We start from the raw sequence: 15,197 nt of genomic DNA on the forward strand, positions 1-15,197 counted from the left end.
ATATATGCGTGAAGCTGTCATTGTCGAAGGAGTCAGAACACCAGTAGGAAGAAAAAACGGCTTATTAAAGGATATCAGGGCAGATGATTTGGCTGCAGAAGCACTAAAGGCACTTGTGAGACGTGCAGGCCTTAAGCCGGAAATGATTGATGATGTCATTCTTGGCTGTGTCTCCCAAATAGGAGAACAAACAGGGGATATTGCAAGGGTCTCTGCATTGATCGCAGGGTTTCCGATTGAAGTGCCGGGTACAACCATAGACCGCCAATGCGGGTCCAGCCAGCAGGCTGTCCATTTTGCAGCTCAGGCGATTTTAGCCGGAGATATGGATATTGTGATCGCAGGCGGTGTCGAAAGCATGTCCCGTGTCCCTATCGGCTCCAGCTATCAGGGGGTTGGTTTCAGTGAAAAACTGACAGACAGACATGAAATCATCCACCAGGGCTTATCAGCTGAACGCATTGCTGAAAAATATGGCTTTACAAGAGAAGAGCTGGACCTCTATTCATTTGAGAGCCATCAGAAGGCTTTAAATGCCCAAGCTGAAGGCCGGTTTGAGAGAGAGATTGCATCATTGGATGTGACAATGTCTGATGGACAGCTTTTGACTGTAACGGAAGACGCTGGACCGAGAAAGGAAACCTCTCTGGAAGCATTGGCGAGCTTAAAAACTGTTTTTAAAGAGAATGGAGTAATTCATGCAGGAAACTCCAGCCAAATTAGTGATGGAGCAGCAGCCCTATTAATTATGTCCCGTGAAAAGGCAGAGGAGCTTGGAATAAAACCGAGGTTCAGAATTCTTGCGCGTACCGCAGTGGGCTCGGATCCTGCTTTAATGCTGACTGGCCCAATACCGGCAACAAAGAACGTGTTAAAGAAAGCTGGACTGGCTATTGAGGACATAGATGTGTTCGAAGTGAACGAAGCATTCGCTCCTGTACCGCTTGCCTGGCTGAAAGAAACAGGAGCGGATCCGGCAAAGCTTAATCCAAACGGGGGTGCTATTGCACTCGGCCATCCTTTAGGCGGAAGCGGTGCACGGCTGATGGTCACCATGATGCATGAACTTGAAAGAACAGGGGGGCGCTATGGACTGCAGACCATGTGTGAAGGTCTTGGCATGGCGAATGCGACTATTATTGAACGATTAGATTGAAAAATGGGGAGGAATGACAATGACTACTACTATAGGAAGAATTTTTGATCTCACGGCAGGAAAATTTCCCGATAAAGAAGCTCTGTATGATGTCAGAAAAAATCTGCGTTTTACCTATAAGGAATGGAGTTCTGAGATCAATAAATTGGCCAATGCCTTAATAAATGCAGGTGTCAGGAAGGGTGACAGGGTTTCAACCTGCCTTTTTAACACCGAGGAACTTGCAACAGCATTCTTTGCCTGTGCAAAAATCGGCGCCGTTTTTAATCCGATCAACTTTAGGCTGATGTCAGAAGAAATTGCTTATATTCTCCAGGATGCAGAGCCAAAAGTAGTGTTATTTGAACAAATGCTGGAATCCGGCATTACCCCCATTGCTAAGCGTTTTCCGCATACAGAGTTCTGGTACATTGATGACAATGCACCTCCATACGCTTCATCCTATCGCGAAAAGGTGGATGCAGCATCGCATGATGAAATAGATATTGAGATACATGAGAATGATTTGTACGCGATCATGTACACAAGCGGCACCACGGGAAGGCCAAAGGGTGTAGTCCACAGACACAGGGATATGGCTGAACAAAGTCTGATTGTTGTAGGAGCGACAAAGCTTGAAAGCAGTGACCACGGTCTTGTGACTGCGCCTATGTTCCACTGCGCAGAGCTTCACTGTGCTTTTTTGCCAAGGGTGCATGTGGGTGCTGCCAATACCATCCTGCATCACTTTGATGCAAAGGAAGTATTGAGGTTAATCTCAGAAGAGAAAATCACAAAGTTTTTTGCAGCTCCGACCATGTGGAATATGCTCCTGCAGGAAAACTTAAGCCATTATAGTCTGGAAAGCCTGAAGCTGGGACTGTATGGAGCGGCACCAATGGCTCCTGCACTTGTTTATGCATGCCGTGAAAAATTAGGCATCTCCCTGGTACAGGCATATGGAATGACCGAGATGGGTCCGGCGATTACGTTTTTATCGGAAGATGATCAAATCAGGAAAGCTGGATCTGCAGGACAGGCCTGTTTAAACCATGAGATCAGGATTGTAAGGCCGAATGAGAATGGTCCATCAGATCCTGATGATGTGATGCCTCCGGGAGAAACGGGTGAAATCATTGTAAAAGGTCCATGCATGATGAGTGGTTATTTTAATCGGGACGAGGCAACCGTTCATGCCATGCATGGAGGCTGGTACCACTCTGGTGATATCGGATATCTGGATGACGAGGGCTTTTTGTACGTCAAAGATAGAGTCGACGATATGATCATTAGCGGCGGAGAAAATATTTATCCCCGTGAAGTGGAGGATCTTTTATATACGCATAACGGCGTACTGGATGTTGCAGTGATCGGCCAGCCTGATGACCGCTGGGGTGAAACCGTCACAGCTTTCGTTGTCAAAAAAGATCCGGCACTATCTGAAGAAGAACTCGATGAATTGTGCAGGAATAGTGATGAACTCGCCAATTATAAGCGTCCTAGAAAATATGTATTCTGTGAAGCTCTTCCAAGAAATGCGAGCGGAAAAATTCAAAAGTTCATGCTCCGAAAACAGCTGGAGGATCTGTTCGCTGAAGGAAAAATCTAGCCGGAAGAAGGGAATGCAAGATGTTAAAAGGCATAAGAGTGATCGATTTTTCCAACTATCTCCCTGGTCCGTTTGCTTCCCAGAGGCTTGCAGAGCTTGGAGCAGAAGTGATAAAAGTGGAACCGGAATCCGGTGACCCCGGCAGACATCTCGATATCAAAATAGAGGGGACAGGTGCAGTGTTTGCCGCCAATAACCGCGGCAAAAAAAGCATTACACTTAACCTGAAGAGCGAAGAAGGAAGAAATGCGGCCCTCATGCTGATTTCAGAAAGTGATGCGGTCCTTGAAAGTTTTCGGCCTGGTGTAATGAAAAAGCTGGGCTTGGATTATGAGAATGTGAAAAAGCATAAACCAAATATCGTTTATTGCTCACTTACAGGCTACGGTGAGAATGAAGACTATCAATATTTAGGAAGCCATGATTTAAATTATATGGCGGTAAGCGGGGTCCTTGCCCAGTTGAAGGACCGCAATGGCCGTCCTGTTCACCCGTCCAACACAATAGCGGACTTCATGGGAGGAATGGCAGCCAGTGAAAGGATACTGGCTGCCCTGCTTTCCAGCAAAATGTCCGGCCAAGGCGGGCATCACTGCATTTCCATTGCGGAAGTGATGGCTTCCACCATGGGGAACCATTTGCTGATTGAGAATAAGACAGGATATCCTAAAGGACTTTCGGTATTGAACGGTGAAGTCGTTGCCTATTCTATTTACGAAACAAAGGATAGCCGGTTTGCTGCACTTGCCTCTCTGGAGCCGAAGTTCTGGATAAACTTCTGTAAGAGTGCAGGAAGAGAGGATTGGATTGATTATCATCTTTCCACTGCCTCTGCTGATAATCCTGTCTTTATGGAGATAACCGAATTCTTTAAAAGCAGGACATTAAAAGAGTGGACTGAATTTGGCCAAAGAGCAGATTGCTGTCTGACTCCTGTATTGGAGGCCGGCGAATTGCAAGACTTTCCGCTATTTAATGGAATTTTAAATTCTACCCCAAATTACCCTTTGGTAAAAATGCATGGCGGAATAGAATCAGCAATGGGGGGTCCTCCAAAATTAGGAGAACATAATGAGGAAGTTCTAAGCAATATTGCAAAGAGAAATATTAAAATATGACCGTATGATTAAAGAGTCCCTAATCATGAGGATGATTAGGGATTCTTCATTTATTATGCCTCAAAAATGGTGACACTGGCGAAATCCAGGCGAGTCACTCTTCCTTGAGGGAAAGGCGAAGGGCCGGATAGTACAAGACGGATCTTATCTCCCTTCTCCAGCTCCTCCAGCAATAAAGTGGATGTTGCATAGTCAACGTCAAAATTATTGTTATTAAAAGAGGTTTGGGAGTTGATGAGAGTTCCGCCATTCCGCTGAAGCTCAAATTTCAACGGCAGATTCGCCTGTCCTGCAGCAGCAAATACTTGTACGCTGAACTGAAGGAAATAAAAGCCTCTTTCCTTAACTGTAATCGTATTGTTCACCGGGTCAAAGTGAAAATGGGATTTCCCTTTGGCGCTGTTTAGATTGACTGTGGATGGAATGGATGTGTTCTGGTCAAAAAATTGCGGAATGAAGTCATTGGTGACATAAATCTTACCCGGAGCTTTTGAATATTCTTCTTTACCCGAGCAGTAGTGGTCCTGGGAATAAAAAGATAACAAATGAATCACCTCCTACTATATTTAATGATGAGTTTTAAAATTGGTATAGGACAAGTACCTAACACAATGGATTTTTGCCTTGGAATTTTCGAAAGGGAAGGATGCAGCTGAGATTAAATGGTATAATGAAAGGGCATATATATTAAAATAATCTTTTCAATTTTTGGAGTGTGATGGTCACTAGTGCGTTTTATTAAAACAATCCCCAATATGGTCACTTTGGGTAATTTATATTGCGGCTTTCTTTCAATCGGCATGGCTGCCAATGGAGAATTTAAAAATGCAGCCATATTAATTTTAATTGGCATGATGCTTGACAGCATGGACGGCAGGCTGGCCAGAATGCTGAAAGCGGATAGTACACTAGGAAAAGAGCTTGATTCACTGGCAGATATTGTTACATTTGGCGTAGCCCCTTCATTTTTGGTCTTTTATACATACTTTTTTCAATTTGGAATTCTTGGATTAGCTGTTTCAGGCCTTTTTCCTTTATTTGGGGCATATCGGCTTGCCCGATTCAATATCAGCCCGCCAAAATCCTCTTTAAACTATTTTATTGGAGTTCCGATAACAGCAGCAGGCGGGATCATGGCCATACTGACCCTTTTTGGTGAGCATATACCCAATATCATTACAACGGTTGTTTTTACCGCACTCTGCTTTCTTATGGTAAGCAGAATCCGGATTCCCAGCTTTAAAGAAGTTCCCCTTCCAAAATACGGAACAATTGTTACCGTTTTTCTGGGAAGTGTTCTATACGTTATTTACAAGGGCTCTTACGGGCCGTTTCCCGATTTGATTTATATTGCGATACCGCTTTACATTGCGTATTTGACATACCGATTCATAAAAGGCAAAAACAAAAAAGAGATAGATTAAATAAAAAAAGGCCGGGATGGCCTTTTTTTATTTGTAAAATACTTTGTCGATATTATATTTTGCCTGAAGGGCATTAATGATATAAGTCTCATAAATCTCGCGCTCCATGCTGTCTTCCACAAAAATGACCGCAATTTTATGGACATCATCACGATGATTTTTTAAAGGAGAAACATTGTCTTCAAAATGCTTTTTAACCCGCTGTCTTAATTTGCGGGCTTTTCCTACAAAGAGCAGATCTTCTTTCGCATCAAAAAATAGAATCATGCCGCCCTTGTCTCTTGGTATCTTATGATAATCTGTGAATCCATAGACACTGCTAAGGTCACTTTCTCCTGCCTGTCCCGTCTGTCTGTTTCTTGTAATGACGAGATTAGGCTCTGGTATTTCAATTTTTATCAATATCATCACTTCCTATTCTAAGATTAAAGGGTACCATAAATTTGAAATGTAATCCACATTAAAAATATCATTGTATCCTGCCTGTCCACCACTCTTCGGAACAGCACTGAAATATATTTAGAAAGCTTGCATCTGCTCCTTATATGAAGTGTAATGTTTTTGTCTTTCTTCTGTCATATTCAGCAGCATTTCATTGTTGAGCGAGTATGCCATTTTAAGGGTGAGATCTAAAACTTTTTTGATTCCTTCCTCCTGGCCGTAATCAAAAGCTATCCGATCACATTGAACCTCAGTATCTGTACAGATTACATCCTTTCCAGCCGGATAGGTGATATGTCCAATTTCATGCAAAATTATAGCTTCTTTTATTTCTATGTCTGAACTGAACTTTTCATAGTCATAGACGACAATAAACCAGTCATATTTCGCATCCAGGGATTGAAAAAGCATAGTCAGGAGTCTGGAGTCAATATTCCAAAAGCTCAGCCAGTTTCCATCGTTTAGACCAAAGTTTTTTAAAACTGTATGTTTGTCTTCTAAAATGGCAATTTTTCCGTCCAGGCCCCAGCAGGATAAGGAAAGCTCTTCACACAAACAGATCAAGTCAGATTCTCCTTTTATTAAATTTTTGTTTTACTAGCATTGTTATGTAAATCGCATTTTTTTAATCACTATCCAATAAGAAAATAAAGATAATAATGAATAAGATTGCAAACCTGCCATATGGCATTCCAAATACAAAAAAGTAGTAGAGGATACATTTAAGGAAAAAGCGAGCTGAAAGGGATATAGATGTGACTTAAACTATTAATCCAAAAGCGGGACTTTAGCAGCCTTCATGGAGGTAGAAGCTGGAACCAGACTAAACTAAACTCGGCGCATTTGTGTCGGGCTATTATTAATTAACTCGACCCAGCTAATATATCACCATTTTCATAGTGAAAAATACTTGCACATAAGGAATTTGTCATATCAATATTTCCCTTCACATAAAAATGAAAAATAGCTTAGGAGTGAAAAATATTTTAAATATTAAAAGGAGAATACAAACATGTAAAGAATATTTAAACTATTCTTAATTTTATAAATAATATTTTATAAATCGAAATAAAGGGGGTTAAAAGATTGGGGATTTTGGAGATTAAGGATGCAACTTTAAGGTTTGGAGGTGTAATAGCTCTAGACCATGTCTCCTATGAAGTGCAGGAGGGGGAGATTTTTTCGCTGATTGGTCCAAATGGTGCAGGTAAAACTAGTATGCTGAATTGCATAAGCGGGCTGTACAAACCATCATCTGGATCGATTTATTTTAAGGGTGAAGATATAACCCGTTATAAACCTCACAAAAGAGCCAGTATGGGCATTGCACGTGCTTTTCAGAATATCGAGCTCTTCCCGCACTTATCTGTTTTGGACAATCTGATGCTTGGCAGGCATGTGAGAATGAAAACCGGGCTGCTTGCAGGAGGGCTGTATTGGGGGAAGGCGCAGAGAGAGGAAATCGAACATCGGAAAAAAGTTGAGCAGGTGATCGACTTTCTTGAAATCGAGGATATCCGTAATACCCCCGTGGGAACTCTTTCATATGGACTGCAGAAAAGGGTCGAAACCGGCAGGGCTCTGGCACTGGAGCCTGAAATTCTCCTTCTGGATGAGCCGATGGCAGGCATGAACAGTGAGGAAAAAGAGGACATGGCCAGATACATTATCGATATTCACGAAGAAATGAACACAACCATTATATTAATTGAACACGATATGGGGGTTGTAATGGACTTATCCGATCACATTGCAGTTCTTGATTTCGGGAAGCTGATTGGTTACGGGACACCGGAAGAGATTCAGAATAATCCTAAAGTCATAGAAGCCTACCTGGGAGAAGAGAATGCCGTTTAAAAGATAGACCGGCTAAAGTGATTTTTAGATATTTAGGAGGGGGGAGCGATTCTATGAGCAAGACGTTTCCGCAGCTGCTGATTAAAAGGGCTTACAGGAATGGGTCACAGGTTGCTTTAAGAGAAAAAGAATTCGGAATTTGGAATGAAATCACGTATGAAGCGTTCTTGGACAAAGTAAAGAATTTCAGCCTGGGTTTGGCATCGCTGGGTCTGAAAAGAGAAGATAAGCTTGCCATTATTGGCGATAACAGGCCCGAATGGGTCATCAGTGAGCTTGCTGCGCAAAGCTTAGGCGGCATTTCAGTTGGAATTTATCAGGAATCCCTATCTGCTGAACTAAGTTACATTATTGATAATTGTGACGCAACCATAATCGTTGCGGAGGACCAGGAGCAAGTGGATAAACTGCTGGAAATTAAAGACTCCATTCCTAAAGTCAGAACGATTATTTATTATGATTCACGCGGTATGAGGGGTTACCGGGAGGATTTTCTGCTGGAATTTAACGAAGTCCTGGAAATGGGACGAAGTTCTCACTCAGGGCAGCCTGGCTTATTTTCAGAGGAAGTTGAGAAGGGGTCTGCAGATGACGTGGCGATTTTATCATATACTTCAGGAACGACAGGCAATCCAAAAGGAACGATGCTTACTTACCGGAATCTGATCGATATGGCTAAAAATCTGTCAGACATTGATCCGCTGACAGATAAGGATGAGTATGTTTCATTCCTTCCGCTTGCCTGGATCGGGGAACAGATGATGACCCTTGCCATGGGCTTATACAATGGGATGACGATTAATTTCCCGGAAGAGCCGGCAACCGTTTTGGAAGACCTCCGTGAAATTGGGCCACAGGTTATGTTTTCGCCGCCAAGAATATATGAAGATATGGTATCGCGCTTTCAGGTCAGAATTCAGGACAGCGGCTGGCTGAAAAGAAAGATCTATAACTGGTGCAAGCCGATAGGCGAAAAGATAGCAAAGGCCCATTTTGAAAATAAACCAGTCAGTACGGGTACGAAGGCTCTTTATAAAGTTGCCGATTACCTGATGTTCAGTGCGATCCGCGATCACTTTGGACTCTTGAAGATCAAGCGTGCCTATACAGGCGGTGCACCTTTGGGACCTGATGTATTTGAATTTTTCCATAGCATAGGAGTTAATGTAAAAAGCATTTACGGGCAGACAGAGGTAGCCGGCATATCCATTGTGCACAGGGACGGCGATATTAAGCTTGATAGTGTTGGAATTCCAATACCGGGTACAGAAGTGAAAATTTCTGAAGAAGGGGAAATTCTGATCAAAAGCTCGAGTGTCTGCAAGGGGTACTACAAAAACGAGAAAAGCACAACGGAAACCATTCAGGATGGGTGGCTGCATACCGGGGATGCAGGGAGGCTTGATGAAGGAGGGCATTTGTATATCATTGACCGGATTAAGGATGTCATCCGCCTTGATACGGGGGAAATGTTCTCTCCGCAATTTATCGAAAACAAGCTGAAATTCAGTTCGTTCATACAGGAAGCGGTTGCCATCGGCAAGGACCGGCCTTACGTGGTTGCCATGATTAATATCGATATGAAAAATGTAGGGCGTTGGGCGGAGAAAAATCAAATCAGCTATACCACATATACCGATTTATCTTCCAAGCCGCAAGTGCTGGAGCTGATTGAAAAACAGGTGCTGGAAATCAATCAGACTCTTCCTGAAAAAGCCCGGGTGAAAAAATTCGTTCTTCTTTATAAAGAACTGGATGCAGATGATGAAGAGCTAACAAGAACAAAGAAAGTCCGCAGGCAGTTTGTTGCTAAAAAATATCAGGCCTTAATCGATGGACTTTATACAGAGGACAAAAAAATACGTGTCAATGGTACGATCAAGTATCGTGATGGCATGGAACAAACCATCCAGACAACGCTTCAGGTAATTTTTATGGATGAAGGAGAGGGGGCAGCTTAATGACATTTTTCTTGCAAATGCTTGTAACAGGGATCGTGGTAGGAAGCGTTTATGCTCTTGTCGCACTGGGTTTTGTGCTTATCTATAAATCCAGTGATGCCATCAACTTTGCACAAGGGGAGTTCCTGCTAATTGGAACGTATGTCTGTTTAACGCTTATTACAGCCTACAACATTCCGTTTGCTGCAGCCCTGTTAATTGCACTGATGTTCAGTGCAGTTTTAGGATTTGTCATTGAACGGATCGTTCTGAGGCCTTTTATTGGAGAGCCCGTCATATCTATGATTATGGCGACGATCGGATTATCGAGTGTTCTTGCCGGGATTGTCCATATAATTTGGGGCCATGAAACACGTGTATTTCCTAAGATTTTCTCTGAACAGCCTGTTAACCTAGGTGAGATCGTCATTGCTCCTGTCTATTTATGGTCACTTTTAATCGTTGTGGTGATGCTTGTCATTTTCACCCTCTTTTTCAAATACTCCAAGCTTGGAATTGCGATGAGAGCAACCGCAGATGATCAGCAGGCGGCAATGTCAATGGGCATCAGTGTAAAAATGATATTCGCAGTTGCCTGGGCAATTGCAGCAATTGTATCAGCGGTTGGGGGCATCCTTCTCGGAAATATCAATGGTGTGAATGCATCCCTTTCAGCGATAGGCTTAAAGGTGCTTCCGGTTGCCATTCTTGGAGGACTGGACAGTATTCCCGGTGCCATCATCGGCGGGCTGATCATCGGCATTCTTGAGAGCCTGACCGGCGGATATCTGGATCCATTGGTTGGCGGGGGTCTGAAAGAGGTTATGCCGTTTGTCATCCTCGTATTTATCCTTATGTTCAAGCCATATGGTTTGTTCGGAAAAAAAGAAATCGAGAGGGTGTAACCGATGAGAAATCCTTTTGTAATGGATTGTGGAGAGTTCCATGTGAATTATAAACAAGATATGGCTATCTGGAAGATCACCAGAGTAAGGCTGCGCGTGTTCATTCTTCTGGCTGTATTTGCAGTATTCCCAATGTTTGCATCCGATTATATCATTGGACTGGCTACGCTTTGCGGAATTGCCGCTATTGGTGCGATTGGACTGAACATCCTGACTGGCTTTACAGGTCAGATTTCCATAGGGGTAGGCGCCTTTCTCGGGGTAGGCGGGTATACATCGGCTATTCTGACAGCAAAGCTGGGATTAAGCTTCTGGATTGCCATGCCGACAGCCGGTATTGTAACGGCGATTGTGGGCGGATTATTCGGACTGCCATCCTTAAGGCTAAAAGGATTGTATTTGGCGATTGCCACCCTTGCAGCACAGGTAATCATTTTGTTTGTTATTTCCCGCTGGGATGCGCTGACAGGCGGAACAGCCGGAATGGTCTTATCCAGGCCTGAACTTGGCAGTTTTGTCTTTTACAGTGAACGGAGCTATTACTACCTAATGTTTGTGGTGCTGGTTATTACGGCCATCTTCACCCTGAACCTTTTCAGGTCACGGGTCGGCAGGGCATTCATAGCAGTCCGTGACCGTGATGTGGCAGCAGAGGTTATGGGTATCGATTTGTTTAAATATAAAGTATTGGCATTTATTGTAAGTTCCTTTTTTGTTGGCATTGCCGGTGCTTTACTGGGCCATTATACAATGGTTGTAAGTCCTGAGCTATACAGCATTACTGTGTCCATCGAATACTTAGCGATCATATTGGTCGGTGGTCTGGGAAGTGTATTCGGGTCTATTTACGGAGCTGTATTTATCACGTTGCTTCCGGTTGTCCTAAGATCCGGGGTAGAAATGATGAGCGGAGTTTTTCCCGACTTATCAGCTGTCTTAATCGGGATGAAAGAGGTAGTATTCGGTCTTGTAATTATCTTATTCCTGATTTATGAACCGCAGGGTCTTGCGAAAATATGGAAAAACATTAAAGACTATTTTAAGCTCTGGCCGTTTTCCTATTAATTCCCGGGTAATAATATCTGAAAATTTTGAAAGTAAATCTTTCAAATTTTTATAAAAAGGCTGTTTTCGCAAAGTTTGTTGCTATTTGTATTATGTTTACTGAGTTGGTTGTAGCGGAAGGTGCGAGACTCCTACGGGAGTAGCGGGAACAGGTGAGACCCCGCAGACGCATAGCGTCGAGGAGGCTCACCGCCCCCCGTGGAAAGCGAGCATCCTGGAGCGGAAATCAACGGACAACATTGATAAGCGAAAAACAAATTAATACGAAAAGAGCCAATAAAAAAGAAAAAATGAGGGGGAACATTATGAAGAAGGTTTGGAAGGGTTTATTGGCAGCAACATTAATGGCTGGAATGCTGGCTGGCTGTTCTGGAGGCAGCGAGGAAGCATCAGGTGACAAGAAAGGCGGCACCGTTAAAATCGGCGGTATCTTTGACCTTACGGGCGGTACTGGTGATGTTGGAACACCATATGCAGAGGGTGAAAAAGCATTTTTTGAATCCATTGCAGGCGAGGAGATTAACGGTTATAAGCTTGAATTAATCGGTGATGACTATGCTTATAAAATTCCGGAAGCCCAAAAACTTTATCAGAAATTAAAATCAAAAGATAAAGTATCGGCCATTTTGGGATGGGGAACAGGGGACACTGAAGCCCTGCGCCAGCAGGTGGCAGCCGACAAGCTTCCATTCATATCGGCTTCATACTCAGAGAACCTGAAAAATATTGACGAAAGCCCATATAACTTCCTGGCAGCGGCTTCCTACTCCGACCAGGCAAGATCCGTACTGAAATGGATAAAAGACAATCACACTGGCGGCACACCGACTGTAGCATTAATTTACAATGATACGGCTTTTGGCAAATCGCCAATTGAAGATGCTAAAAAGTTTGCCAAGGAAAATGGCATTGAAATTGTAGATGAGCAAATCGTTGACCTGAAAACACTTGATGCAACATCCCAATTGCTGAACATGGAAAAGAAAAACCCTGATTATGCAATTATCAACCAAACTTGGGGTGCAACAGCAACTATACTAAAAGATGCTAAAAAGCTTGGTTTGGATACACAATTCATCGGTTTAAACTGGGCTACAGGTGAAGGCTTGCTTCCTATTGCGGGCGATGCGGCTGAAGGATTTATCGGGGTTGTTACACATGCATTTCCTTACGAAGATCTTCCTGGAATGGAGGAAATCAAGAAGTTCGTAGAGAGCAAGGGTGAAAAGCTGGAAGACAAGAACCAGAAATTTATTCAGGGATGGGTATCCGCCAAAATCATGGTTGAAGGCATGAAGCTTGCTGAAGATCCGACTTCAGGCGAAGGCATCCGAGCTGGCCTGGAGAAGATTTCAAACCTGGATCTTGGCGGTTTAGCAGCACCGGTTACTTTTTCACCTGACAATCATGCCGGTACAAACCAAGTTCGATTGGCAGAAGTGAAGAACGGCCAGTTTGAAGTGTTCACTGATTATATCGGCTACTAACAAGATGGGGGGCGAGGTTTTATACCCGCCTCCTCTTCACTTTTAAAGGCATGGCAAATAAACTCGAAATTTAGCAAACAAACATGAAAATTTACAAATAAACTATCGGAATCAGCAAACAAATCACTGATTCTGCAAATAAACGAAGAAAACCAGCAAACAACAAATGATTCAGAACTTGACCTGGGAACGAAAATAGAGAAATAGCCGGGAGGACAGATGCATGCTGACAATAAACAATGTGGAAGTGATGTACGACAAGGTCATCCTTGTATTAAAAGGGATGTCAATGGTGGTGCCAAAAGGGAAAATTGTCGCTTTGCTCGGCAGCAATGGCGCCGGGAAAACGACCACTCTTAAGGCGATATCCGGCCTTTTGAAAAGCGAAAACGGTGAAGTGACGGATGGATTTATCGAGCTTTATGGCGAGCGCATTGATGTAAGCGATGCTGAAACCATCGTAAAGAAAGGCATTTTTCAGTGCATGGAAGGAAGACGCGTGTTCAAGCACCTTTCTGTGGAGGATAACCTGATCGCAGGTGCACATACCAGGAAAGACCGGAAGAATATTAAAAGTGATATCCAAAAAGTCTATCATTACTTTCCAAAGCTTGAAATGCTTAAGCACAGACAGGCTGGATATCTGTCAGGAGGAGAGCAGCAAATGCTGGCCATTGGCAGGGGTATCATGGCAAAGCCAAAGGTGCTGCTTCTCGATGAACCTTCATTAGGGCTGGCGCCGCTTTTAGTCAAAGAAATCTTCGGCATTATAAAGAAAATCAATGAAGAAGAGGGGACCACGATCCTGGTAGTGGAGCAAAATGCCAATGTTGCCTTATCGATTGCCGATTATGGATATATCATGGAAAACGGCCGGATTGTGATGGATGGAACGGTGGACCGGCTTCTTTCCAATCAGGATGTGCGTGAATTTTATCTTGGAATGGGGGATAAGGGCCGGAAAAGTTATAAAGATATTAAATCTTATAAAAGAAGAAAGAGGTGGCTGTAGTGGAAAAGCTGAAGGAAGTTATTCACCATGCATATAAAAATGCCAGCGGATTTAAAAGGCGGCTTGATGATGCCTGTATTTCTCCAGGTGACATACAATCCTTAAAAGACCTGGAAAAAATCCCTGTGCTTAAAAAAGATCGATTGCCGGAATTGCAATCTGCAGACCAGCCTTTCGGAGGCTTTGCAGCTGTAAAGCCAAATGAGATGGAACGAATTTTTATGTCACCAGGTCCGATTTACGATCCGCAAACGACAGGGAAAGATTTCTGGCGTTTCTCAGAAGCACTCAAGAAGGCAGGCTTTGGTAAAGGGGATATAGTACAAAATACATTTTCCTATCATCTCTCACCGGCTGGCTTTATGTTTGATTCCGCACTTCGTGAATTAGGAGCAACTGTCATCCCTGCAGGAACCGGTAATCGTGAGCTGCAGATCCAGATTATGAAGGTTGTCAGGGTAACCGGCTACGTGGGAACCCCGAGCTTCTTTAGCCTTTTGCTTGATGCCCTTAAAGAAAAGGGATGGGAGGCGGGAAAAGATGTTTTCGTGACTAAAGCTTTCTTTACTGCTGAAATGCTGACGGAACAAATGCGGAAAAGGTGTGAAGATAATGGAATTTCCGTATATGAAGGATATGGGACTGCAGATTGCGGGTGTCTTGCTTATGAGGACAAATTAGGGCCTGGACTGAGTATCACGGATTCTGCCATTGTTCAAATCTGTGACCCGCAGACTGGATCGGAAGTTACAGAGGGAGAAGGAGAAGTGGTTGTCACTTTATTTGATAGAAGCTACCCGCTTATCCGCTTTGGCACAGGCGACCTTTCCCGCTGGGTAAAAGGATATGAGGGAAAAAGGATTGCAGGAGTGCTGGGGCGTGTCAGTGATGGGATAAAGGTAAAAGGAATGTTTGTAAGAGAAAAACAGCTGGCGCAGGTATTAAATGAAGCTGGATATCCGTCATTCCAGGCTGTGGTAACAAATGAGCAGGGGCAGGACCAGATTACGATTTTCATAGAATCGGAAAATGGATTAAACCCTGAGCTTGCTTCAAAAATCCAGAATGTGATCAGGGTTAAGCCGATTCTTGAATTAACAGCGTCAGGCTTTATTAAAAAGGATGAAAAGAAGCTGGTGGATAAGCGGAACTACGAATTAAAGAGGGTGTAGTCTAAGGGGGCTGATTGAATCGGCCTTCTTTT

14 protein-coding genes are annotated in these 15,197 nt (G+C 43.4%); 11 read left to right on the forward strand and 3 right to left on the reverse strand.

What is annotated here, in order from left to right; translation table 11 throughout:
- The first annotated feature begins 4 nt into the window (after positions 1-4).
- From NYE23_RS04805 to NYE23_RS04815, 3 genes are read left to right on the forward strand one after another with little or no spacing between them, the layout of a single operon-like run.
- The gene (locus NYE23_RS04805) at positions 5-1,156 is read left to right on the forward strand and encodes a thiolase family protein (RefSeq protein WP_341075873.1); all 1,152 of its coding nucleotides are present in this window, start codon (positions 5-7) and stop codon (positions 1,154-1,156) included.
- Between the two features lie 19 nt (positions 1,157-1,175).
- Positions 1,176-2,744, forward strand: a complete 1,569-nt coding sequence (locus NYE23_RS04810) for a fatty acid--CoA ligase (protein ID WP_341075874.1) — start codon at positions 1,176-1,178, stop codon at positions 2,742-2,744.
- A gap of 20 nt (positions 2,745-2,764) precedes the next feature.
- Positions 2,765-3,862, forward strand: a complete 1,098-nt coding sequence (locus NYE23_RS04815; RefSeq protein ID WP_341075875.1) for a CaiB/BaiF CoA transferase family protein — start codon at positions 2,765-2,767, stop codon at positions 3,860-3,862.
- 53 nt (positions 3,863-3,915) lie between these two features.
- On the opposite strand, the gene NYE23_RS04820 is transcribed toward NYE23_RS04815, so the two are convergent.
- Complete coding sequence (locus NYE23_RS04820; RefSeq protein ID WP_197216883.1) at positions 3,916-4,407, reverse strand: hypothetical protein; 492 nt, start codon at positions 4,405-4,407, stop codon at positions 3,916-3,918.
- A gap of 183 nt (positions 4,408-4,590) precedes the next feature.
- On the opposite strand from NYE23_RS04820, the gene pssA reads away from it, so the two are divergent.
- Positions 4,591-5,286, forward strand: coding sequence for a CDP-diacylglycerol--serine O-phosphatidyltransferase (gene pssA / locus NYE23_RS04825; protein ID WP_048011058.1), 696 nt, complete (start codon positions 4,591-4,593; stop codon positions 5,284-5,286).
- Between the two features lie 27 nt (positions 5,287-5,313).
- Here the strand turns inward: pssA and NYE23_RS04830 are convergent, their stop codons facing one another.
- Both NYE23_RS04830 and NYE23_RS04835 read right to left on the reverse strand, forming a co-directional pair.
- Positions 5,314-5,688 (reverse strand): nucleotide excision repair endonuclease, encoded by a 375-nt coding sequence (locus tag NYE23_RS04830; protein WP_341075880.1) that lies wholly within the window; start codon positions 5,686-5,688, stop codon positions 5,314-5,316.
- Between the two features lie 117 nt (positions 5,689-5,805).
- Positions 5,806-6,291 (reverse strand): hypothetical protein, encoded by a 486-nt coding sequence (locus tag NYE23_RS04835; protein ID WP_341075882.1) that lies wholly within the window; start codon positions 6,289-6,291, stop codon positions 5,806-5,808.
- 522 nt (positions 6,292-6,813) lie between these two features.
- Between NYE23_RS04835 and NYE23_RS04840 the strand changes: the two genes are divergently transcribed.
- The 7 genes from NYE23_RS04840 to NYE23_RS04870 all read left to right on the forward strand — a co-directional run bounded on the left by NYE23_RS04840 (position 6,814) and on the right by NYE23_RS04870 (position 15,165).
- Positions 6,814-7,584 carry an ABC transporter ATP-binding protein gene (locus NYE23_RS04840; RefSeq protein ID WP_341075883.1) on the forward strand — a complete coding sequence of 257 codons (771 nt, stop codon included), beginning with the start codon at positions 6,814-6,816 and terminating at the stop codon, positions 7,582-7,584.
- A gap of 53 nt (positions 7,585-7,637) precedes the next feature.
- Positions 7,638-9,545: an AMP-binding protein gene (locus NYE23_RS04845; protein WP_341075884.1), complete on the forward strand. Its 1,908-nt coding sequence runs from the start codon at positions 7,638-7,640 to the stop codon at positions 9,543-9,545.
- On the forward strand, positions 9,545-10,429 hold the full coding sequence (locus NYE23_RS04850; RefSeq protein ID WP_341075886.1) for a branched-chain amino acid ABC transporter permease: 885 nt from the start codon (positions 9,545-9,547) through the stop codon (positions 10,427-10,429). The genes NYE23_RS04845 and NYE23_RS04850 overlap by 1 nt, the downstream gene beginning before the upstream one ends.
- Before the next feature lie 3 nt (positions 10,430-10,432).
- Complete coding sequence (locus NYE23_RS04855; RefSeq protein ID WP_341075888.1) at positions 10,433-11,494, forward strand: branched-chain amino acid ABC transporter permease; 1,062 nt, start codon at positions 10,433-10,435, stop codon at positions 11,492-11,494.
- A gap of 305 nt (positions 11,495-11,799) precedes the next feature.
- Positions 11,800-12,981 carry an ABC transporter substrate-binding protein gene (locus tag NYE23_RS04860; protein ID WP_258750760.1) on the forward strand — a complete coding sequence of 394 codons (1,182 nt, stop codon included), beginning with the start codon at positions 11,800-11,802 and terminating at the stop codon, positions 12,979-12,981.
- 223 nt (positions 12,982-13,204) lie between these two features.
- Entirely contained in the window at positions 13,205-13,993 is a 789-nt protein-coding gene (locus NYE23_RS04865) for an ABC transporter ATP-binding protein (RefSeq protein WP_009333564.1), read from the forward strand.
- Positions 13,993-15,165 carry a phenylacetate--CoA ligase family protein gene (locus NYE23_RS04870; RefSeq protein WP_341075889.1) on the forward strand — a complete coding sequence of 391 codons (1,173 nt, stop codon included), beginning with the start codon at positions 13,993-13,995 and terminating at the stop codon, positions 15,163-15,165. The genes NYE23_RS04865 and NYE23_RS04870 overlap by 1 nt, the downstream gene beginning before the upstream one ends.
- The last annotated feature ends 32 nt before the right edge of the window (positions 15,166-15,197 follow it).

This window comes from Cytobacillus sp. FSL H8-0458, assembly GCF_038002165.1.
In the GTDB taxonomy this organism is placed as follows: domain Bacteria; phylum Bacillota; class Bacilli; order Bacillales; family Cytobacillaceae; genus Cytobacillus.

Coding starts and splice junctions, on each gene's coding strand:
- NYE23_RS04805 (WP_341075873.1), top strand. CDS start 5: ATGCGTGAAGCTGTCATTGTCGAAGGAGTCAGAACACCAGTAGGAAGA.
- NYE23_RS04810 (WP_341075874.1), top strand. CDS start 1,176: ATGACTACTACTATAGGAAGAATTTTTGATCTCACGGCAGGAAAATTT.
- NYE23_RS04815 (WP_341075875.1), top strand. CDS start 2,765: ATGTTAAAAGGCATAAGAGTGATCGATTTTTCCAACTATCTCCCTGGT.
- NYE23_RS04845 (WP_341075884.1), top strand. CDS start 7,638: ATGAGCAAGACGTTTCCGCAGCTGCTGATTAAAAGGGCTTACAGGAAT.
- NYE23_RS04850 (WP_341075886.1), top strand. CDS start 9,545: ATGACATTTTTCTTGCAAATGCTTGTAACAGGGATCGTGGTAGGAAGC.
- NYE23_RS04855 (WP_341075888.1), top strand. CDS start 10,433: ATGAGAAATCCTTTTGTAATGGATTGTGGAGAGTTCCATGTGAATTAT.
- NYE23_RS04860 (WP_258750760.1), top strand. CDS start 11,800: ATGAAGAAGGTTTGGAAGGGTTTATTGGCAGCAACATTAATGGCTGGA.
- NYE23_RS04865 (WP_009333564.1), top strand. CDS start 13,205: ATGCTGACAATAAACAATGTGGAAGTGATGTACGACAAGGTCATCCTT.